Annotated in this window: 21 protein-coding genes; 12 read left to right on the top strand and 9 right to left on the bottom strand. The window is 62.3% G+C overall.

The window, feature by feature from the left end:
• Positions 1-24 precede the first annotated feature (24 nt).
• Positions 25-669: a glutathione S-transferase gene (locus AC1DX4_RS15515; protein ID WP_477221458.1), complete on the bottom strand. Its 645-nt coding sequence runs from the start codon at positions 667-669 to the stop codon at positions 25-27.
• A gap of 196 nt (positions 670-865) precedes the next feature.
• Between AC1DX4_RS15515 and AC1DX4_RS15510 the strand changes: the two genes are divergently transcribed.
• The 3 genes from AC1DX4_RS15510 (at position 866) to AC1DX4_RS15500 (ending at position 3,661) form a co-directional block, all read left to right on the top strand.
• Positions 866-2,074, top strand: coding sequence for a polyhydroxyalkanoate depolymerase (locus AC1DX4_RS15510; protein ID WP_477221150.1), 1,209 nt, complete (start codon positions 866-868; stop codon positions 2,072-2,074).
• Between the two features lie 214 nt (positions 2,075-2,288).
• On the top strand, positions 2,289-2,831 hold the full coding sequence (locus tag AC1DX4_RS15505) for a glyoxalase superfamily protein (RefSeq protein WP_477221149.1): 543 nt from the start codon (positions 2,289-2,291) through the stop codon (positions 2,829-2,831).
• 182 nt (positions 2,832-3,013) lie between these two features.
• Positions 3,014-3,661, top strand: a complete 648-nt coding sequence (locus AC1DX4_RS15500; RefSeq protein ID WP_477221148.1) for a dihydrofolate reductase family protein — start codon at positions 3,014-3,016, stop codon at positions 3,659-3,661.
• A 240-nt stretch (positions 3,662-3,901) separates the two neighbouring features.
• Here AC1DX4_RS15500 and ppk2 read toward each other — a convergent pair whose 3' ends face one another.
• Entirely contained in the window at positions 3,902-4,822 is a 921-nt protein-coding gene (ppk2, locus tag AC1DX4_RS15495; protein ID WP_475451222.1) for a polyphosphate kinase 2, read from the bottom strand.
• 281 nt (positions 4,823-5,103) lie between these two features.
• Here ppk2 and AC1DX4_RS15490 point away from each other — a divergent pair, with 281 nt between their 5' ends.
• Entirely contained in the window at positions 5,104-6,147 is a 1,044-nt protein-coding gene (locus AC1DX4_RS15490; protein ID WP_477221147.1) for an aldo/keto reductase, read from the top strand.
• Positions 6,148-6,214: 67 nt separating this feature from the next.
• Here AC1DX4_RS15490 and AC1DX4_RS15485 read toward each other — a convergent pair whose 3' ends face one another.
• Positions 6,215-7,186: a glycosyl transferase family 90 gene (locus AC1DX4_RS15485; RefSeq protein WP_477221146.1), complete on the bottom strand. Its 972-nt coding sequence runs from the start codon at positions 7,184-7,186 to the stop codon at positions 6,215-6,217.
• Positions 7,187-7,380: 194 nt separating this feature from the next.
• Here AC1DX4_RS15485 and AC1DX4_RS15480 point away from each other — a divergent pair, with 194 nt between their 5' ends.
• The gene (locus AC1DX4_RS15480) at positions 7,381-7,527 is read left to right on the top strand and encodes a hypothetical protein (protein ID WP_081850368.1); all 147 of its coding nucleotides are present in this window, start codon (positions 7,381-7,383) and stop codon (positions 7,525-7,527) included.
• 54 nt (positions 7,528-7,581) lie between these two features.
• On the opposite strand, the gene AC1DX4_RS15475 is transcribed toward AC1DX4_RS15480, so the two are convergent.
• Both AC1DX4_RS15475 and AC1DX4_RS15470 read right to left on the bottom strand, forming a co-directional pair.
• Complete coding sequence (locus AC1DX4_RS15475) at positions 7,582-7,815, bottom strand: DUF982 domain-containing protein (protein WP_244506945.1); 234 nt, start codon at positions 7,813-7,815, stop codon at positions 7,582-7,584.
• A 131-nt stretch (positions 7,816-7,946) separates the two neighbouring features.
• Entirely contained in the window at positions 7,947-8,612 is a 666-nt protein-coding gene (locus AC1DX4_RS15470) for a GntR family transcriptional regulator (protein ID WP_477221145.1), read from the bottom strand.
• 117 nt (positions 8,613-8,729) lie between these two features.
• Between AC1DX4_RS15470 and AC1DX4_RS15465 the strand changes: the two genes are divergently transcribed.
• Positions 8,730-9,983, top strand: coding sequence for a multidrug efflux MFS transporter (locus AC1DX4_RS15465; protein ID WP_477221144.1), 1,254 nt, complete (start codon positions 8,730-8,732; stop codon positions 9,981-9,983).
• A 36-nt stretch (positions 9,984-10,019) separates the two neighbouring features.
• Positions 10,020-10,379 (top strand): DUF423 domain-containing protein, encoded by a 360-nt coding sequence (locus tag AC1DX4_RS15460; RefSeq protein WP_477221143.1) that lies wholly within the window; start codon positions 10,020-10,022, stop codon positions 10,377-10,379.
• Between the two features lie 12 nt (positions 10,380-10,391).
• On the opposite strand, the gene AC1DX4_RS15455 is transcribed toward AC1DX4_RS15460, so the two are convergent.
• The gene (locus AC1DX4_RS15455; protein ID WP_477221142.1) at positions 10,392-10,808 is read right to left on the bottom strand and encodes a hypothetical protein; all 417 of its coding nucleotides are present in this window, start codon (positions 10,806-10,808) and stop codon (positions 10,392-10,394) included.
• Between the two features lie 102 nt (positions 10,809-10,910).
• Here AC1DX4_RS15455 and AC1DX4_RS15450 point away from each other — a divergent pair, with 102 nt between their 5' ends.
• Positions 10,911-11,990, top strand: a complete 1,080-nt coding sequence (locus tag AC1DX4_RS15450) for a LacI family DNA-binding transcriptional regulator (RefSeq protein ID WP_477221141.1) — start codon at positions 10,911-10,913, stop codon at positions 11,988-11,990.
• A gap of 9 nt (positions 11,991-11,999) precedes the next feature.
• On the opposite strand, the gene AC1DX4_RS15445 is transcribed toward AC1DX4_RS15450, so the two are convergent.
• Positions 12,000-13,220 (bottom strand): OpgC family protein, encoded by a 1,221-nt coding sequence (locus AC1DX4_RS15445; RefSeq protein WP_477221140.1) that lies wholly within the window; start codon positions 13,218-13,220, stop codon positions 12,000-12,002.
• A gap of 201 nt (positions 13,221-13,421) precedes the next feature.
• Between AC1DX4_RS15445 and AC1DX4_RS15440 the strand changes: the two genes are divergently transcribed.
• Positions 13,422-14,090, top strand: a complete 669-nt coding sequence (locus AC1DX4_RS15440) for an alpha/beta hydrolase (RefSeq protein ID WP_477221139.1) — start codon at positions 13,422-13,424, stop codon at positions 14,088-14,090.
• Positions 14,091-14,133: 43 nt separating this feature from the next.
• Here AC1DX4_RS15440 and AC1DX4_RS15435 read toward each other — a convergent pair whose 3' ends face one another.
• Positions 14,134-15,162 carry an AraC family transcriptional regulator gene (locus AC1DX4_RS15435; RefSeq protein ID WP_477221138.1) on the bottom strand — a complete coding sequence of 343 codons (1,029 nt, stop codon included), beginning with the start codon at positions 15,160-15,162 and terminating at the stop codon, positions 14,134-14,136.
• A 105-nt stretch (positions 15,163-15,267) separates the two neighbouring features.
• Between AC1DX4_RS15435 and AC1DX4_RS15430 the strand changes: the two genes are divergently transcribed.
• The gene (locus AC1DX4_RS15430) at positions 15,268-15,540 is read left to right on the top strand and encodes a DUF4242 domain-containing protein (protein ID WP_477221137.1); all 273 of its coding nucleotides are present in this window, start codon (positions 15,268-15,270) and stop codon (positions 15,538-15,540) included.
• Between the two features lie 12 nt (positions 15,541-15,552).
• Here AC1DX4_RS15430 and sthA read toward each other — a convergent pair whose 3' ends face one another.
• On the bottom strand, positions 15,553-16,941 hold the full coding sequence (gene sthA / locus AC1DX4_RS15425; RefSeq protein WP_477221136.1) for a Si-specific NAD(P)(+) transhydrogenase: 1,389 nt from the start codon (positions 16,939-16,941) through the stop codon (positions 15,553-15,555).
• 217 nt (positions 16,942-17,158) lie between these two features.
• Here sthA and AC1DX4_RS15420 point away from each other — a divergent pair, with 217 nt between their 5' ends.
• On the top strand, positions 17,159-17,629 hold the full coding sequence (locus AC1DX4_RS15420) for an RDD family protein (protein WP_477221135.1): 471 nt from the start codon (positions 17,159-17,161) through the stop codon (positions 17,627-17,629).
• Positions 17,630-17,767: 138 nt separating this feature from the next.
• Positions 17,768-18,532 carry an arginyltransferase gene (locus tag AC1DX4_RS15415; RefSeq protein ID WP_172229725.1) on the top strand — a complete coding sequence of 255 codons (765 nt, stop codon included), beginning with the start codon at positions 17,768-17,770 and terminating at the stop codon, positions 18,530-18,532.
• The last annotated feature ends 108 nt before the right edge of the window (positions 18,533-18,640 follow it).

Here is an 18,640-nt window from a genome sequence, read left to right as displayed (position 1 = left end):
CCGCTCTGCAACGGCCCGGTTGGCCTAAAATTCCACGTCCAGTTCGATGATATCCTCGGGCTCGGCCAAGGCGTCTTGCGTCCATTCCTGCATCAGCGGCCAGGCGAAGATGGTGTCGCAATAGGCGGTGAGCGGCGCTTCGAGTTCGACGGCATAGGTGCGGAAACGGGTACAGACAGGCGCATACATCGCGTCGGCCACGGTCGGTGACGCGCCGAACAGCCAGGGACCGCCATAGGCCTCCAGGCATTCGGACCAGATCGTCTTGATCCGCTCCACATCCGGGCGCGCGCCGGAAAATATCTTGAAGCTCTTGTGTCTGGCCTTCAGGCTCATCGGCAGCGCCGAGCGCAAATTGTGAAATCCCGAATGCATCTCGCCAGACACGGCGCGGCAATGGGCGCGAGCGACGCGGTCAGCCGGCAGGAGCCCCGCTCCCGGCATGGTCTCGGCCAGGTATTCGGCGATTGCCAGCGTGTCCCACACTGTCACCCCGTCATGGGTCAGACGCGGCACCAGAACCGATGGCGACAGAAGCAGCAACTCCTGCCGCTGCCCGGCATCATCGATGTCGACGCGCTTTTCCTCGAACTCCAGCCCGGCCATGCGGCAGAGCAGCCAGCCGCGCAGCGACCAGGACGAATAGTTCTTCGACGAGATCGTCAACATGGCCTTGGCCGCAGGCCCTTTGGGCGCAGGCACCTTAGTCCCGGACGCCTTGGTTGCTGGCACTTTACTCATGTCATCTTCGTCATGCCGTCGACCCTCCGAGCCCTTTGCCGGCAACAATCCTCTCGCAATGCACAAAAATTTGCACTAGATTTTTTTGCACTGCCACATGGCCGCTGGGAATGGGACGTATTCGATGCTGTACCAGGCCTACCAGCTTCAGGACGACCTTATCGCCCCGACGCGCTTTTTCGCCGATCTGATGCGTTCGAAGATGGGCGGCGTGGTCTCGGGCGACGGCTTGAAACAGCGCCTGGCCGCGGGGCTGGAGATGATCGCCCGTCTCAAGCTCACCCATGCACGGCCGGATTTCGACATCAAATCCGTCAGGGTCGGCAATCGCGATGTGCCTGTCAGCGTCGAAACAGCGCTCGACCTGCCATTCGGCAAGCTTTTGCGCTTCGCCAAGGATATGGACACGCGCCAGCCGCGGGTGATGGTGATCGCCCCGTTGTCGGGCCATTTCTCGACGCTGCTGCGCGGCACGGTGGAAACGCTTCTGGCTGACCATGAGGTCTACATCACCGACTGGGCCAATGCCCGCGACGTGCCGCTTGTCGCCGGCCGCTTCGGGGTGGACGACTATGTCGACTACATCATTCGCTTCCTGCAGGCGATCGGCCCGGGCGCACACATACTGGCGGTTTGCCAGCCCTGCGTCCAGGCGCTTGCCGCCGTTGCTATCATGTCCGAGGACGGGCATCCAGCGACGCCACGCTCGATGACGCTGATGGCGGGTCCGATCGATCCGCGCGAAAGTCCTACCAAGGTCAACGAATTCGCCGTCAGCAAGTCGCTGTCCTGGTTCCAGAATTCCGTCATCTCGCATGTGCCCTGGCGCCACGCCGGCGGCGGACGCCGGGTCTATCCGGGCTTTCTCCAGCTTGCTGCGTTCATGGGCATGAACATGGACCGGCACACGAAAGCGCACCGCAAACTGCACGACCATCTGGCCGCCGGCGAGATCGCCGAGGCCGAGAAGATCAAGACTTTCTACAACGAGTATCTGGCGGTGCTCGACCTCACCGAGGAATTCTATCTCGAAACCATAGACCGTGTGTTCCAGAAGGCAGAGATCGCCACCGGGACCTACACTTTCCGTGGCAGCCTGGTCGACCCGGGCGCGATCCGCAACACCGCGCTGCTCACTGTCGAAGGCGGGCGCGACGATATCTGCGCACTCGGCCAGACCTCGGCCGCCCATGAATTGTGCCGGTCACTGCGTCCGCATCTAAAACGCCATCACCTGCAGGCCAATGTAGGCCACTATGGCGTCTTCAACGGCAAACGCTGGGAGCGTGAAATCTATCCGGTCGTGCGCAATCTCATCCTGTCGATGGAATAGCTTTTCATTCGACAACCGGCGATTTTTTGCGCTGACAGAACGCGCCGGCTCCGGCTATGATGCTCGCACGGCCGGAGGCGGCCGGCAGCCCGCACCTCGCCAAGAGGTATGGCGAACGCCTCCAGAGGATGCTTCCTGACCCGTTTCACCGTCGGGCGAAGGCGTCGGCAATGCGGGCACTGACGAAGACTTCGCCGTGACCGAGGAAACGGACATGCTTGCCTATCGTGATGCCAAGACCATGGCGAAAGCCATGCGGGAGGCGCTCGCCGCCCGCGACCTGACGATCAGCCACAGCGAGGCTCTTGAAATCGTCGCGCGCCAGTTCGGACTAGCGACCTGGAACATCCTGTCGGCGAAAATCGAGGCGCCGCCGGCCCGGCACGAAACCATCATCTTCGAACGGACGGCGCCGATCGTGCGCATCTTCGACGTCGCCAAGGCGCACGAATTCTACCTCGGCTATCTCGGTTTCGCCGTGGATTGGGAGCACCGCTACGGCGACAACTTCCCGCTTTACACGCAGGTGTCGCGCGGCAACCTTGTCCTGCATTTGTCCGAACATGCCGGCGACGCGACGCCAGGCGGCAACATGGTTATTTACATGAGAGGCATCCGCGCCTTTCACAAAGAGCTGGCGGCCAAGGATTACCGCTACATGAAGCCGGGTCTCGAGCACGAGGACGGGCGGCTGACGGTCGAGGTCATCGACCCGTTCAGCAACCATATCCGCTTCATGGAACTCACTGGCGAATAGCCTGATATGGCGGCTGTTTCGGCGGCCACCAGTGGCGATCCCAGCGCATCGCTACGCAACATTCCGGACGTCACTTGGCGACGATGTCAGGACGTGTCTCCATCGTGGGGAACACCGCTTGCGATCTGCAATCGGTTTGCTACAAGAAAACCGATTGCAGACATAATTGGTTAGGAGGCCCCATGTCCAAACTTCGCGTCAACGCATTCACCCTATCGCTCGACGGTTATGGCGCCGGTCCCGATCAGGACCTGCAAAATCCGCTCGGCGTCGGTGGGCAATCCTTGCACAAGTGGTTTGTCGACACCCGCACCTTCCGTGAGATGGTGCTCGGGCAAGATGGCGGCACCACCGATATCAACGAGGCTTTCGCGGCGCGCAGCTTCGAGAATGTCGGCGCCTGGATCCTCGGCCGCAACATGTTCGGGCCGATCCGCGGCGAATGGCCTGACGACAGCTGGAAAGGCTGGTGGGGCGACAATCCACCCTACCATGTGCCGGTTTTCGTGCTGACGCACTACAAGCGTGCGCCGATCACGATGGAAGGTGGCACGACCTTTTGTTTTGTGACCGACGGCATCCATTCGGCGCTCGAGCAGGCGAAGGCGGCGGCCGGCGGCAAGGATGTGCGGGTTGGTGGCGGCGTCGCCACGATCCGCCAGTACCTGCAGGAAAAGCTGATGGATGAGATGCATCTGGCAATCTCGCCGGTGCTGCTTGGCAAGGGCGAGAACCTTTTTGCCGGGATTGATATGCTGAAGCTGGGCTACGAGTGCACCGAGCAGGTGGCGACGGCGCTTGCCACCCATGTGGTGATCAAGCGGACGTAGCCACTTTCTCCCCGTTCTACGGGGAGAAATGCCCGGCAGGGCAATGAGGGGCGGCGCTGACCTTTTGGAGGCTAGCGGCAAGCTACCAATGGCATCGAATTGGGGCTCAATCGCCAACGCTGGCGCCGCCCCTCATCCGCCCTTCGGCGTTCGTCGTTCGAAAAGCCAAGCAGTTGGCTTTTCGTCTGCTGCGCAGACCACTCCTCACCTCCCCGTGAAACGGGGAGAAGGAAAAGGTGCTCAATACTTCTCCGGCACGTAAAGCTCGCGCGGCAGCGTCTGGCGCTCGTATTCGGGATTGAAGACGCGTTCCGGCAGCGTGATCTCCTCGTGCGGCACCTCTTCATACGGCATCTGCTTGAGCAGGTGATCGATGCAGTTCAGCCGCGCCCGCTTCTTGTCGTTGCCCTCGACGATGAACCATGGCGCTTCGGGAATGTTGGTGCGGGCGAAGGTCTCTTCCTTGGCCTTGGTGTATTGCTCCCAGCGCACGCGCGACTGCAGGTCCATGGGCGACAGCTTCCACTGCTTCATCGGATCGTGGATGCGCATCAGGAAGCGCATCTGCTGTTCCTCATCGGTGATCGAGAACCAGTATTTCACCACAGTGATGCCCGAGCGCACCAGCATGCGCTCGAACTCCGGCACGTCGCGGAAAAATTCCTCGACCTGACCGCCATCGGCAAAACCCATCACCCGTTCGACGCCGGAGCGGTTGTACCAGGAGCGGTCGAACAGCACGATCTCGCCGCCAGCCGGCAGATGCGGCACATAGCGCTGGAAATACCATTGCGATTTCTCGCGCTCGGTCGGCGCCGGCAGCGCCACGACGCGGCAGATGCGCGGATTGAGCCGCTGCGTGATGCGCTTGATGACGCCGCCCTTGCCGGCGGAATCGCGGCCCTCGAAAATCACCACCAGCTTCTTCTTGTGGTAGGCGACCCAGGACTGCAGCTTGATCAATTCGGACTGCAAGCTGATCAGGTCGCGAAAATATTGCATGCGATCGATCGAAGGCGGATGCGCGTTCTTGTAGATCTTGGCGATCTCCATCGACAGCGCCGGCTCCGACATCTCGAGCTCATAATCTTCGTCGAGCGTGTCGGCGAGTTCGGCTTCGAGCCAGTCCTTGGCGGGAGAATTCTGTCTCAGCTCGGTCATATCGGTCGCTCCGCTTGCAAGCCTGTCGGTTCATGTCCGGCACCCCAAACTGCTGGCCCGCGGCCTGGAATGGAAACACCTTAGCCGAATTCAATATAGGCCGGCAGTGACGGTTTTATTGCAGCCCGAGCGCGATTACCGTCACTGCCAATCCCGCGAGGCATGATCGATCCGCCGTCCTGGCATGGCGACAAGCCGACCAAATTGTCCTACAAATCCCCGGTCGCATTCCGGGCTGCCCTTTGGCGGCGCCCCAATTCAACACAATCGCGAGGACTGACATGGAATACCGTACTCTCGGCCGTTCCGGCCTGAAGGTTTCGACACTCACCCTTGGCACCATGACTTTCGGTGGCACCGGGCCATTCGCCGCGGTCGGCAACAGCGATCTTACCGAAGCCAAACGGATGATCGACACGTGCATCGACGCCGGCATCAACCTCATCGACACCGCCAATGTCTATTCGAACGGCCTGTCGGAAGAGATCATCGGCGAAGCGCTCGGCGGCAAGCGCAAGAACGATGTGCTGATCGCCTCCAAGGCGCGGATGCGGATCGGCAGCGGGCCGAACGACGAAGGCCTGTCGCGCCACCATCTGATCCGCGAATGCGAAAAGAGCCTGAAGCGGCTGAAGACCGACGTCATCGACATCTATTTCGTCCACCAGTGGGACGGCCTTACCCCGGTCGAGGAAACGGTCGCCGCGCTCGACACTTTGGTCAGCCAGGGCAAGGTGCGCTATATCGGCTGCTCCAACTGGTCCGGCTGGCAAGTGATGAAGGCGCTCGGGATCAGCGACAGCCGTCACCAGCAACGCTTCGTCACCCAGCAGATCCACTACACGCTGGAAGCCCGCGAGGCCGAATACGAGCTGCTGCCGATTTCGGTCGACCAGGGGCTGGGCGTGCTGGTGTGGAGCCCGCTCGCCGGCGGCCTGCTGTCGGGCAAATACCGCCGCGACAGCCCGACCGCGCGGCAGCTGGCCGGCTGGTCCGAGCCGCCGATCCGCGACGAGGACAGGCTGTGGCAGATCGTCGACGTGCTGGTCGAGATCGGCAAGGCCCGCGGTGTGTCCGCGGCGCAAGTGGCGCTTGCCTGGCTGCTCGGCCGCCCCGCCGTCTCCTCGCTGGTGATCGGCGCCCGCAACGATGTCCAGCTCAAGGACAATCTCGCGGCGGCAAGCCTGGAGCTCAGCCCGGAAGAACGCCAGCGCCTCGACGCGGTCAGCCGGCCGCCTTTGCTCTACCCCTATTGGCACCAGCAATTGACGGCGAAGGCTCGCTTTGGTGCTGCCGATCTCGTGATTGACCGAAGCGGCGTATAGGGACAGATTTGACGAGAGGCCGGCGGGTCCAAGCTCGCCGGTCTCCACCTTTTGACGCGCAAATTGCTCATCCCATGATGTAGCGCCAGACGTCCGCGTCAGGTTTGATCTGGCCGCTCAGCACGAAATATTTATAGAGCACCAGAAGCGAGATCGCCTGTTCGGTGTGTTCGTCGTTGAATATCCGGCAATAGCCATTCGCGGCCGCGATGATGCGCTCTGCCTTCGCCGGGTGCCGTTCGAAATAGGCCACATGTTCGGCGAGGTCGGAGAAATCAGCTTCGAGCGGCACATAATGGACATTGGCCTCGAGCTGACGCTCCGCGAACCAAGTCTCGTATGTCGGTGGTGGCATCAGGCAGAGCGACTTCGAGTTCAAGATCCATTTCAGGTTGGTCGCCACGTCATTGCCCTCGAGCGAGACGATGTAGCGATAGCGCTGGTGCTGGCTGATGCTGAGAAAGGGCTTGGCATATTCGGCCGGCGCGTTCGGCTTGTGCGAGCCGGCATCGCAGAATGGCAGGTCGCGCGCCACTTGCAGAAACCGTGTCCTGATCGGATTGTTGAGATCACCGCGCCAGACCACGGCCGGCAGCTTGTCCGCGAAAGAGATGGCGTCGGCCGGCATCTGGAAGTGACGGAACTTGTCGAGCTTCATGATGACCGCGTTCTTGTCGTCATCAAGGATCGGCCGGTCCTTTACGATCGTCGGCACCTTCGGCACATTCTTGACGTCGCCGAATTCGATGTCGATGAGCAATCCGGGATCGAAGTAGCGGGCGAATTCCTTAAGGTCATAATAGTACATGGTCGGCGTGAAGGGCAGCTTGCTGATGCGCATGGCATTGGCGCTTGGCGCGAAACCATCCTGCAGCTTGTTGTAGTAATTCAACCGTCGGCGCGCCGCATCATCGCAAAGCCTGGCCTTTTCGAGGCGAGCGGCCAGCCTGCGGCGGAACAGGGCTTGTGGAACGATATCGCGCGCGGCGTTTCGCGCATAATAGAAAACCTTTGCCGACGTTCGCGCGATTGAGGCCATGATTCACTTGATCAAAACAAACAGGCAGCTCTCAACACGCCGGCGCCCCGCGTTTCCTACATCATTGTGGCGCCGATCTGGCAAGCCCCCTCAGATTTCCGAGGCTGCGCCCGCACTGTCGCTTCAGCTGTTGTGTTTGACGGCTAATGCTCCTAGGCAGGGTCAGAGCCGCAAGGCGATGAAAAGGAGCCGATATGGCGCGAGCACCAAACTACGATCAGGAACGCAAGGAACGCGACCGGCAGAAAGCGGCGAAGAAGGCCGAAAAGCTGGCGGCCAAGGTTGCCGCGCGGGAGCGTTCGCAGCCCGAAAGCGAGACTAAGACCGAAACCGCGGAATGACGGCAAAAGGCCCGCACATGCGGGCCTTGCCTCAATCTGGATTGTCGCCCTGCGTCAGGCGGGCGCTTTGTCGCTGACAAAAACGTCCACTTCACGCGCCGCGGCGATAAAGGCGCGCCTGGCGTTCATGGCGGGCTTGTCGCCGGCCAGCGCGTCGTGGCAGGCCTGCAGCGCTGCGCGATGCTTGGGACTGCGCTTGCCGGGCCAGCTGTTGAGGAGGTAATCGGAAGCCTCGCGCGCCGTGCGCAAGAGCTGAGTGCTTCCCGCCGCGACGGACTTGACGGTCACGGGTGTATCAAATCGGTTGTTTTCCATCGCCGCTCTTACGCCATCAGCATGCGCGAAGCGAGGCCGAAAGTGCTGTTCGCATCAGACGCAGCCTCTTTTGCCCGGCGGGCCCCTGCCCTGCATAGAGCGCGCTAAGCGGCGACGACGGCAAAGCCCCGGGCACGAAGACCGCGCCGGTCGTTGGCGAGCGACGTCACCAGCCGGTCGCGGCTGCCGACGATATGGGCTGAAAGCCGGCGCGCCGCTTCATCGGCCTCACCAAGGCGCGTTGCCGCCAGAATGGCGCGGTGTTCGGCCCAGGCGCGGCCAAGGGCTGCTTCGTCACGCACCTCCAGCCAGCGGGCGCGCGACAGGCGCGTCATGGCATCGCGCACGGCCCTGAACAGGAATTCGTTGCCCGACAGGCGCGCCAGCTCGATGTGAAAATCCATACCGACGCGATGCCATTCCTCCCGCACAGTGTTTTCGTCGCAGGAATCGAGCATCGCCTCGATGACGTCGATGGCGCTGCTTTCGTGGTGCATGCATGTCAGCCGCAAAGCCGCCACCTCGACCGCTTCGCGATAGACCGCGATCTGCTCGAGTTCGGCGAGGTTGATGGGCGACACCGTCCAGCCGCGGCCATCCCTGCCGACCAGCCCCTCGGTCTCCAGGCGCAGCAATGCTGCCCTGACCGGCGTACGCGAGGCGCCGAAGCGGGCTTCGATCCAGCGCTCGGTCAATTTCTCGCCTGGACCGATCTCGAGCCCCAGGATCATCTCGCGCAACTGTCGTTCGACATTTTGCATCTGCGACATTGCGCTGCCCTTTTCCCAAGCCGCATTGACAGCGCCTGGGTTGGAGTTCATGACGGATACCGGTTTGGTATCCCAAAATGGTATCCGCAACAAGCGCTGATATCGGGCAGGCAGGACATGGCACAGGAAGACACGCAACAGAGCGGCTACAACATCCACTGGCGGCGCAATCTCGCCGTCTGTTTCGCGGGGTCGTTCAGCACGCTCATCGCCATGACCCTGCTGTTGCCCTTCCTGCCGCTCTATGTCGAACAGCTCGGCGCGCAGGGCCACGCGGCGATCGTGCAGTGGTCCGGCATCGCCTATGGCGCCACCTTCTTCGCCGCAGCCCTGGTCGCGCCGCTGTGGGGGCGGCTGGGCGACCGCTACGGCCGCAAGGTGATGCTGGTGCGCGCCAGTTTCGGCATGGCGATCTGCATGTCGCTGACAGGCATGGTCGAGTCGGTCTGGCAACTGGTGCTGCTGCGCCTGCTGATCGGCTTTGCCGGCGGCTATTCCTCGGGTTCGACCATATTGGTGGCCATGCAGACGCCGAAGGACCGCTCCGGCGGGGCGCTGGGCGTCCTGTCGGCAGGCATTACGGCGGGGTCGCTGGTCGGTCCCCTGCTCGGCGGCGCACTGCCGCCACTGATCGGCATCCGCACCACCTTCCTTTTGTCGGGTGGCATGATCTTCCTCGCCTTTCTGGCGACGACATTCCTGATCAAGGAGAATCCGCGCCCACAGGCGGCCAAGGCGGCATCAAGCGTGAAGCCGAAGAGCGGCTGGTCGCAGATTCCGGACAAGCGCCCTGTGGTGGCCATGCTGACAACCGGCATGCTGCTCGCCTTCGCCACCATGTCTATCGAGCCGATCATCACCGTCTATGTGCAGCAGCTCATCGAGGATCAGAGCCAGGTGACGATGGTCGCCGGCGTGGTGATGTCTGCGGCAGCCCTTGGCACGATCCTGTCGGCGTCATGGCTGGGCAAGCTCGCTGACCGTGTCGGCCATTGGAACGTCGTCGTTGGGGCGCTGGCCGTCTCGGCCCTGCTGCTCATTCCGCAGGCCTTCGTCACCAATGGCTGGCAACTGATCGGCCTGCGTTTCCTGATGGGCCTGGCGCTCGGCGGCCTGCTGCCTTGCATCACCAGCGTCATCCGCCACAACATCCCGGATGGCGTCGGCGGCAATGTGCTTGGCTTGGCGATCTCGGCGCAATATGTCGGGCAGGTTGCAGGACCATTGACCGGCGGCTTCGTCGGCGGCCATTTTGGCATGCCGGCGGTGTTCCTCGGTACATCTGCCCTGATGGCTGGCGGCGCCGTCTACAACTGGATTGTCCAATCGCGGCGCACACGGCATATGGCGCTGGAAGCGAGTGAACCTTAAGAGGCTCCACATCGCTGCAAGAGGGATCTAGCCGAGATGAATTCCGCCGAACCCAGCCGTATCCTTGTGTTTGCCGGTGGCCTTGTCGGCGCGGCGGGTGTGGCGCTGTCGGCAGCCGCAGCGCATCACGGCGGTGCCTTCACCGGCACGGCCGCGTCGTTCCTGTTGATGCACGCACCGGTCTTCCTCGCTGTCGGCCTCATTGGCGCGAATCGCTGCCTGCGGATTGCGAGCGTCGTCCTGCTTGTCGGGCTCCTGCTTTTCGCGGGCGATCTTCTCGCCCGCGATTTCCTGGGATCGAAACTGTTTCCGATGTCGGCGCCAATCGGCGGCACCCTGCTCATCGCCGGCTGGCTGGGGATAGCAATCTCCGCCCTGGTACGCCCGCGCTCCTGAGGCCAAAGTGGATCAATCCCGGGGACGTTCGGTGCGAACCCAAAGATCGCGATTGCGCACGGCCGGTTTCGTCAGGCGCCGCACCTTCGGCCGCTCGGCGGCCGGCGCGATGCCCCAGTAGTTGCGATAGATGTCCTCGAACAGATGCTTGATGGGATGCATGGATTTTCTCCCTTTGAATTGAGTTGAATCGATCCAATCGGCACGTAAAAAAATGGCGCCGATCAGCTCCGCTTGCGCTCCACAAGGAAGCGAAGGTCGCGAATCCAAGGACCGGTCCTGCTCCGGCGCCCGGACCTGTTGGTGGCCGACCCGATACTCCAGTCGTTGCGGTAGATGTCTTCGAACAGATAATTGACGGGATGCATCGCGCACCTCCCCTTCGTCATTCAGCAGAACAAATCTGCCCATTTGGATCGATTCAAACATAGATCCTCAACCATCTCCGGTCAAGTGAAATTTGAATCGATCCAACGAAAGTGCTAGGTGCAAATCCGGAACGTGCTAAATGCATGTCAGGAGGCCCGCACAATGGCGTCACTCACCGCAGGCAATCGAAGACCCGTCCGGCTGGCCGACATCGCCAAGGCTGCGGGTGTCTCGCACGGCACCGCATCCAATGTCTTCAGCCGCCCGGAAATCGTGCGCGAGGAAGTCCGTGAACGGGTCAAGGCAGCAGCCGAGGCGATGGGCTATGGCGGGCCGGATCCCAAGGGTCGCTTGCTGCGGGCCGGCAAGGTCAACGCCATTGGCGTCGCCACCGCCGAGCCCCTCTCCTATTTCTTCGACGATCCCTTCGCGCGGGTCATGATGGCGAGCATCTCGCAGGCCTGCGACGCAACGGGAGCCGGCATCTCCCTGGTCTCGGCTGCCAACAACGAACAACTGGCCTGGAACATCCAGAGCGCCCTGGTCGACGGCTTCATCGTCTTCTGCGTCGAAGGCGGTTCGCGCCTGGTGGAACTGGCGCGCGAGCGAAAACTGCCCTTCGTGGCGCTCGACCTCGCCTCCGAGGACGGAGCGGTTGCGGCGATCGGTGTCGACAACATCGCCGGCGCCAGCCTTGCGGCGCGCCATCTCACGGATCTTGGACATCGCCGTTTTGCGGTTCTGGCGCTGCCGTTCGCTGACGGCAGAACAGGTCTTGTCTCGCCCGAGCAGGTTCGGGCCGCGACCTATGCGGGAACGCGCGACCGCCTGACCGGCTATCTCGAGGAGCTTTCGCGGGTTGGCGTCGACACATCCAAAGTGCCCGTCTACGAGACTGCCAACGATGCGGCCACCACGATAGCGGGGCTCGAAACCATCTTCGACGCCGCCAAGGAGCCGCCCACGGCGGTCCTGGCGATGTCGGACAGAATGGCTCTGGTGGCGCTCGAATGGCTGAGCGCGCGCAAGCTCAACGTTCCCAAAGATGTTTCCGTCGTCGGGTTCGACGGTGTTCCGGAAGCAGCGGCGTCCGAACCATCATTGACCACCGTCGCCCAGCCGATTGCCGAGATGGGCCGTCTCGCCGTCAAGGCGATCCTTGAAAACGACGGCGGGGTCAGCCGTCATCAGTTGCCGGTCGAACTGATCGTGCGCGCCTCGTCGGCTCCGCCGCGCGGCTGAACCATACCCTCAGCGATTGGCTCTTGCGACGGCGGAGATGCCGAAAGACGCACGAACCGGCGTAACATCCTTTTGCGTCGTGCGGGCCTTGCCCGCGCCGCCGATGGTCGACAGCCATTCGAGATAGAAGGCGAGCGCGAACTGCATGGCGATGCCGGCTGATAGCAGCAGGCTGTCGTAGGCAAGCCCGCCCGGATTGATCAGTTTCATCACCTGCGCGACCATGGCGATCACCGTACCGGCGATGAAGACCGGCAGCGAGCGCTTGCCCAGTATCGCCAAAGGATGGTCTGGGCTGGTGCGGAACAGGTTCGACAGAGCCGGCAAGGCGACGATGAGGTAGCTGACCGCCAGGATGTGCAACAGCCGCGGCAGCGACAGGAAGGTCTTGTCGAAGCCACCGATGACCACGGGCAGCTTGAACCAGGTTATCTGCCCCCAGAGCGGGCTGTGCACCCAGACCAGCGCCGTCGCCACATAGGCCGCGGCCGCGCCGACCAGCCAGCGGTTGACCGGAATGACGCCGCCGCGCCTGACGTGCAGCATGCTGGCCAAGCCGATGTTGAACAGGAACTGCCAGGACAGAGGGTTCAGGAACCAGAAGCCGGGCTCGGGATAGTTGGGCGGGGCGATCTGCCAGATGCCGGCGGCGAGCCACAGCGCACCGGAAGCGACAAGCGCCGCGACGGGCCGGTAGCTGATCAGCAGGACGAAGGCCGGCGCCATCAGGAGCAGCGCGGCATAGACCGGCAGGATGTTGTTGTAGCCGAGCTGATGGCCGAGCGTGACGATGCCGACCAGCACTTCCGGCGTGTTCTTCATCAATGGCTCGATGTTGATCAGCTTCAGCAGCTCCGGCCGCCTGGCGAACACCGCCACGGTGCAAAACAAGGCGATCACCACCATGGTCGTGACGATATGGGCGACGTAGAGCATGCCTGCCCGCCGCCACATCTTCAATGTGGCCAGAAGCCGGCCACCCGGCCGGAACTTGGTGCCATAGGCGAGCGCGACCGAGATGCCGGAAATCAAAACGAAGGCCTCGGCCGCGTCGGAGAAACCGAAATTCTTGTAGGTGAAGGCCTCGAAAGCCGTGCCCGGCACGTGGTCGATGAAGATGATGATAAGTGCAAGCGCGCGCAACACGTCGATACGCGTGTCGCGTTCGGGGATACGCAAATTGCGATCCGGGATACGCAAATTGCGATCCGACAAAACAGGGGTAGTCATCGACAAAAGGCCTCAAAGCTGGTTGTTCATGTCCAGCAATGCGACCCCCGACGCACCGCTTCGATTCCTCCCACGCGGAGTATATCGGCGCAGAAACGGGCTGGAATGCGCCTGGTTCAATCAACTTTCGCGGAGCATGAAAATATTGCGTTTTGAAGCCGGCAAATTGAGCGGAACCTCATATAATCAAGAGGATGCGGGATGACTGGCGACAGCGTCGAAAACGCCCCGCTGCTCATGAATCTGGCCTTTCCCTATCGCATTCACGACGCCGGCGGGAACAGCCGTGAATGTCTGTTCCTGCTGCATGGATCGGGTGTCGACGAGACCACTCTGGTGCCGCTGGCAAGGCGGATCGCGCCCGCCGCCGTGCTGGTCGCGGCGCGTGGCCGTATCCCCCAGGAGGATGGTTTTCGCTGGTTCGAACGGATAAGCCCGACGCGTTTCGAACAGAAGAGCATCCTGGCCGAAACAGCTGGCTTCGCCGCATTCGCCAACGAGGCCGCCAAGCGCCATGGGCTCGATCTCACCCGTGCAACTTTTCTCGGCTATTCGAACGGCGCCAATCTGGTTTCCAGCCTGATGCTGCTCCATCCGGGCGTCGTCCGCAGGGCTGCGCTGCTCAGACCAATGCCTGTGCTCGACTATGTGCCGGCGATCGACCTCGCGGGAACACAGACGCTGATCATCGCCGGCGCCGCCGACGAGACCTACGGGCCCTTCGCGCCAGCGCTGGTAACGCTGCTCAACCGGCACGGCGCGGATGTAGATGCGCGTATCGTTGGCTCTGGCCACGAGATCGGTGATCCGGACGCCGCCATCGTCAGGCAATGGCTGACGGAATCGGCAGCTGTGGTGCGGGCAAGCTGACAGCGAGCCAACACTCGCTGTCGCGCCGGCCGATAGGCCGGACTCAATGCGATGCAGGTAGACCGTTGGCTGACTCGCGCCATCGCGCCGGAGAAACGCCGAGGCAGCGCTGAAAAGCCCGGCTGAAAGCCTCTTCCGACCCATAGCCGCAACGCTCGGCGACGGCGAGAAGTTTCATGGTCCGGTCACGCAGCAGATCGGTGGCCAATTGCATGCGCCATTCCGTCAAGTACCGCATCGGCGATTGGCCGAGCAGTTTCCTGAAACGCTCGTCGAGAACCGAGCGGGATGTGGCGGCGCACCGCGCCAGTTCCTCGTTGCTCCATTTTTTCGTGGGCTCGGCGTGGATGAGGCTCAATGCACGGCCGAGCACCGGATCGCTTACCGCCGCCAGCCATCCCATATCAGCCGATTTCTGTTCGGAGTAGAGCCGCAACGCCTCGACGAACAGAAGTTCCGGCAGGCGCGCCATGAGCAGCCTTTTGCCTTGTGCCGCATGCGCGCTTTCATTCAGGGCATAGGTGAAGCAGGCCTGCATCCATTCGGTCGGCGCGCCCGGACGCGGCCGTACGCTGAAAACCGGCGGCAATCGCTGCAGGAAGACATTGAAGAGAAGCTGTTCGCACGTCAGGTAACCGCAGACGATGCGCGTGGCTTCGCCGCCGCCGTCGATGCGAACGACCGGCAGGCTTTGCCACGGCGGTGGTGGAACGAGTTCGGCCATGGGTATGGCTCCGCTGAACGCGGGATTGCCCATCAGATGCTGGTCGCCGTGCGGGAGCACGATCAGGTCGCCAGCTTTGCCTTCGACCTTCATGCCTCGTGCGCTGATCTGGAAGCTTCCCTCCTGGACGATGTGGAAGAGGATCAGCCGCCGAGAGCCGCCAGCCAGCAGCCTCGCCATATCGGCGGCCTCGGGGGAATCCAGCGCCCAGGGCGCGCGATACTCTCCCAACAAGAAAATCGAACCGGACAGCCCAACCTGCGACAGCACGTCAAGCAACAGGTCTTGCCTGTCTTCGGATTGGCTCTCTGCCGGTTGTTCGATCAGTCTGTCAGGCGTTTCGATCATGGCATGACAGGGCGTTCCAGCGGAAACTTCCCCTCACATAGGCGGCGCCTGAAGCATCGCGCCAACGGATGATCAGGTCAATGGTGACCTGAGAAGGAGGATTCCATGCCCAAATTCGTGATCGAACGCGACATGCCCGCTGTCGGCAAACTTTCGGCCTCGGACTTGCGAAGCGCTTCACAGAAGTCGTGTGGCGTGCTCGACACGCTCGGCTCACAGATCCAATGGATCCAGAGCTACGTGACGGATGACCGGATCTACTGCGTCTATCTGGCGGCGGATGAGGGCTTGGTCCGCCGGCATGCCGAAATGTCTGGGTTTCCTGCCGACCGGATTTCGCAGGTGCTGAGCATTATCGAGCCGGCAACCGCTGAATAGCCGCCGGTTTGCCTACCCCCGCCCCATCCGGTTCCAGGCGTCCAGTCCGGCGATCTTGTAGGCTTCCGCCAGCGTCGGATAGTTGAAGGTGTTGTTGACGAAGAAGTCGACCGTGCCGCCGAGATTGATCACCGCCTGGCCGATGTGAATGAGCTCGGTGGCGCCCTCGCCGACGATATGCGCGCCGAGCAGACGGCGCGTCTCGATCGAGAACAGCAGCTTCAGGAAGCCAGTATTGACGCCCATGATGTGTCCACGCGAGGTCTCGCGAAAACGCGCCACGCCAACCTCATAGGCGGCTCCACTCTCACGCACCTGTTCCTCGGACTGGCCGACAGTGGAGATCTCCGGCACGGCGTAAATGCCATAGGGGAAAGTTTCGGGCGGCGGCGGGAGCGGCACGCCGAAGGCGTGGCAGGCGGCCACCCTGCCCTGCTCCATCGACGTCGAGGCGAGGCTCGGAAAGCCGATGACGTCGCCGGCGGCGTAGATGTTGGGCACGCTGGTCTGAAAAGTCTGCGGGTCGACCTTGATGCGGCCCCTGGAGTCGGCGTCGATGCCGACCACGTCGAGACCCAAGGTTCCGACATTGCCGGTGCGACCGGCAGCGTAGAGCACGACATCCGAACGGATGGTGCGGCCGTCGGCCAGTTCGACTTCGGCGGTTTCCGGCTTGGAGCGGATTTCCTTCACCGCGCTGCCCAGCCTTATCGTCATGCCGCGGTCGCGCATCTGGTGGATGAAATCGTCGACGATCTCGCGATCGACGAAATCGAGGATGGTGTTGCGCGGCTCGACCAGCGTCACCGGCACGTCGAGCGCGGAAAAGATCGTCGCATATTCGACGCCGATGACGCCGCCGCCAATCACCGTCAGCGTGCGCGGCAACTTGCCGAGTTCCAGCATCTCGTCGCTGTCGAAGACGCGGGTCTTGTCGAAGGGCACGTCGCGCGGCCGGTGCGGCCTGGTGCCGACCGCGATCAGCGCATTTGCGAATCCGACTTCGCTGTAGTCGCCATTGTCTGCTGTCAGGCTGACCTTGTTGGGGCCGAGAAATTTTACCGAGGCACGCGCGCTCTTGACCGTGTTGCGCATGAACTGATGCTGCAGCACCTCGACCTCGTGATCGAGCGTCTTGTGCAGGCGCTCGACCAGATCGCCGACCGAAATATCCTGCTTGACCCTGTAGCCGCGACCGTAGAAGCCGCGCTCGCGCCAGCCCGAGAGATTGAGCACCGTTTCGCGCAGCGTTTTCGAGGGAATGGTGCCGGTGTGCACGGAGACGCCGCCAAGGCGCCGGCCGCGGTCGACCACCAGCACCGATTTGCCGAGCTTGGCCGACTGCACCGCGGCGCGGCGCCCGGAAGGGCCGCTGCCGATGACCAGCATGTCATAGTCCATATTTTCCCCGTCCCCTCGCCCCTGTCCCGGAGCGCTTTGTTGCGCCGCAACAAGCTAATGCCATCCGCGCGGCAAATTCAACCGTTTCAGATTGCGCCGGTCGTTGTTCGAGCCTGGCGCCCCGGGAAAACCCCGACCTTGATTCCGACACAGGTCTTCACCATTTCATCATCAAGTGGCCCGCACCCTATGTCGGGCCTCATTACGAGGAAATGACATGAACGCGCGCGTTCTCGACGGCGAAATCATCAACACCCGACTTGACGATGTCAGGGCCTATGAAGGCGTGCGCACAAGGCGCATCCTGGCCTTCGCGCTCGACTGTACCGTCATCGCTCTGCTCGCCATTCCCTTCGCCATACTGGTGTTCTTCCTCGGGCTTTTGACGCTTGGCCTTGGCTGGATGCTGTCCGGCGTCCTGCTGCCGGGCGTCGCCATCCTCTACATCTGGAACACGCTGGGAAGCGCCGACCAGGCCACCACGGGCATGAAAATGATGGGCATCCGCCTCGACCGGCTCGACGGCCGGCCCATCGACGGGCTGACCGCGGTCGTTCATTCCGTGCTGTTCTGGGCCGGCAACGTCATCCTGTCGCCGCTGGTCCTGCTGGTGACTTTGTTCTCCGATCGCAAGCGCACGCTGCACGACCTTCTGCTCGGCACGGTGGTCAGCCGCAGCGGCCGTTAAAGGCGTTTTTCGGGAGCGCTCCCGCCTAGTGGGTGCAAATGTGAAGGCGTTCGCTTGCCCATACCTTCACAATCCTGTTGAATTTTTCGCTTTCCGCGCCAAAGGTAGAGCGACTCGAAGGAGTGTTTCCAAGGCTCGATGACGCAGCATCCGACCCAGTCGCCGCAGTTCTTCCTGACCGCGCCGTCGCCGTGCCCCTATCTCGACGGCCAGTTCGAGCGCAAGGTGTTCACGCATCTGGTCGGCGACAAGGCTTCGGAGATGAACGACCTGTTGACGCAAGGCGGCTTCCGGCGTTCGCAGAACATTGCCTACCGGCCGGCCTGCGAGACCTGCCGCGCCTGCGTTTCCGTGCGCATTCTCGCCCAGGAATTCACCGCCAGCCGCAACATGAAGCGCGTGCTGCAGCACAATTCCGATCTCGTCGGCGCCATGCACAATGCCGAGCCTTCGACCGAACAATATTCGCTGTTCCGCGGCTATCTCGATGCCCGCCACCGCCGCGGCGGCATGTCCGACATGACGGTACTCGACTACGCCATGATGGTCGAGGACACCCATGTCGATACCAAGGTGATCGAATACCGGCGGCGTGGACCCGACACTTTCATCACCGGCAAGGGCCAGGGCGAACTCATCGCGGTGGCTCTCACCGATAAGATGGCCGACGGCCTGTCGATGGTCTATTCCTACTTCAATCCCGAATTCGAGGAGCGTTCGCTCGGTACGTTCATGATCCTCGACCACATCGCCCGCGCCAGGGCGATGGGCCTGCCCCATGTCTACCTCGGCTACTGGGTCAACGGCTCGCGCAAGATGAATTATAAGATGCGCTTCATGCCGCAGGAGCATCTCGGCCCCAAGGGCTGGGAGCGCTACACCAACGAAGCGGTTTCACGCTGAGTTTTTCCACGATCCGCGCTTAAACTGTTTCAAGGCAGGGGATGCTGGTCTTTCAGCCGGTTGGCTGGAGAGAGTGCGCCATAGCATCGGCCAACCGTCGGCCTGCAT

This window comes from Mesorhizobium sp. P3_A8 (assembly GCF_056402995.1).
This window is presented reverse-complemented; position numbering and strand designations above follow the sequence as displayed.

Coding starts and splice junctions, on each gene's coding strand:
- AC1DX4_RS15480 (WP_081850368.1), top strand. CDS start 7,381: ATGGCGCGAGCACCAAACTACGATCAGGAACGCAAGGAACGCGACCGG.
- AC1DX4_RS15440 (WP_477221139.1), top strand. CDS start 13,422: ATGACTGGCGACAGCGTCGAAAACGCCCCGCTGCTCATGAATCTGGCC.
- AC1DX4_RS15430 (WP_477221137.1), top strand. CDS start 15,268: ATGCCCAAATTCGTGATCGAACGCGACATGCCCGCTGTCGGCAAACTT.
- AC1DX4_RS15510 (WP_477221150.1), top strand. CDS start 866: ATGCTGTACCAGGCCTACCAGCTTCAGGACGACCTTATCGCCCCGACG.
- AC1DX4_RS15500 (WP_477221148.1), top strand. CDS start 3,014: ATGTCCAAACTTCGCGTCAACGCATTCACCCTATCGCTCGACGGTTAT.
- AC1DX4_RS15435 (WP_477221138.1), bottom strand. CDS start 15,162: ATGATCGAAACGCCTGACAGACTGATCGAACAACCGGCAGAGAGCCAA.
- AC1DX4_RS15415 (WP_172229725.1), top strand. CDS start 17,768: ATGACGCAGCATCCGACCCAGTCGCCGCAGTTCTTCCTGACCGCGCCG.
- AC1DX4_RS15420 (WP_477221135.1), top strand. CDS start 17,159: ATGAACGCGCGCGTTCTCGACGGCGAAATCATCAACACCCGACTTGAC.
- AC1DX4_RS15515 (WP_477221458.1), bottom strand. CDS start 669: ATGTTGACGATCTCGTCGAAGAACTATTCGTCCTGGTCGCTGCGCGGC.
- AC1DX4_RS15460 (WP_477221143.1), top strand. CDS start 10,020: ATGAATTCCGCCGAACCCAGCCGTATCCTTGTGTTTGCCGGTGGCCTT.
- AC1DX4_RS15450 (WP_477221141.1), top strand. CDS start 10,911: ATGGCGTCACTCACCGCAGGCAATCGAAGACCCGTCCGGCTGGCCGAC.
- AC1DX4_RS15445 (WP_477221140.1), bottom strand. CDS start 13,220: ATGACTACCCCTGTTTTGTCGGATCGCAATTTGCGTATCCCGGATCGC.
- AC1DX4_RS15505 (WP_477221149.1), top strand. CDS start 2,289: ATGCTTGCCTATCGTGATGCCAAGACCATGGCGAAAGCCATGCGGGAG.
- AC1DX4_RS15490 (WP_477221147.1), top strand. CDS start 5,104: ATGGAATACCGTACTCTCGGCCGTTCCGGCCTGAAGGTTTCGACACTC.
- AC1DX4_RS15455 (WP_477221142.1), bottom strand. CDS start 10,808: ATGTTTGAATCGATCCAAATGGGCAGATTTGTTCTGCTGAATGACGAA.
- sthA (WP_477221136.1), bottom strand. CDS start 16,941: ATGGACTATGACATGCTGGTCATCGGCAGCGGCCCTTCCGGGCGCCGC.
- AC1DX4_RS15485 (WP_477221146.1), bottom strand. CDS start 7,186: ATGGCCTCAATCGCGCGAACGTCGGCAAAGGTTTTCTATTATGCGCGA.
- ppk2 (WP_475451222.1), bottom strand. CDS start 4,822: ATGACCGAGCTGAGACAGAATTCTCCCGCCAAGGACTGGCTCGAAGCC.
- AC1DX4_RS15465 (WP_477221144.1), top strand. CDS start 8,730: ATGGCACAGGAAGACACGCAACAGAGCGGCTACAACATCCACTGGCGG.
- AC1DX4_RS15470 (WP_477221145.1), bottom strand. CDS start 8,612: ATGTCGCAGATGCAAAATGTCGAACGACAGTTGCGCGAGATGATCCTG.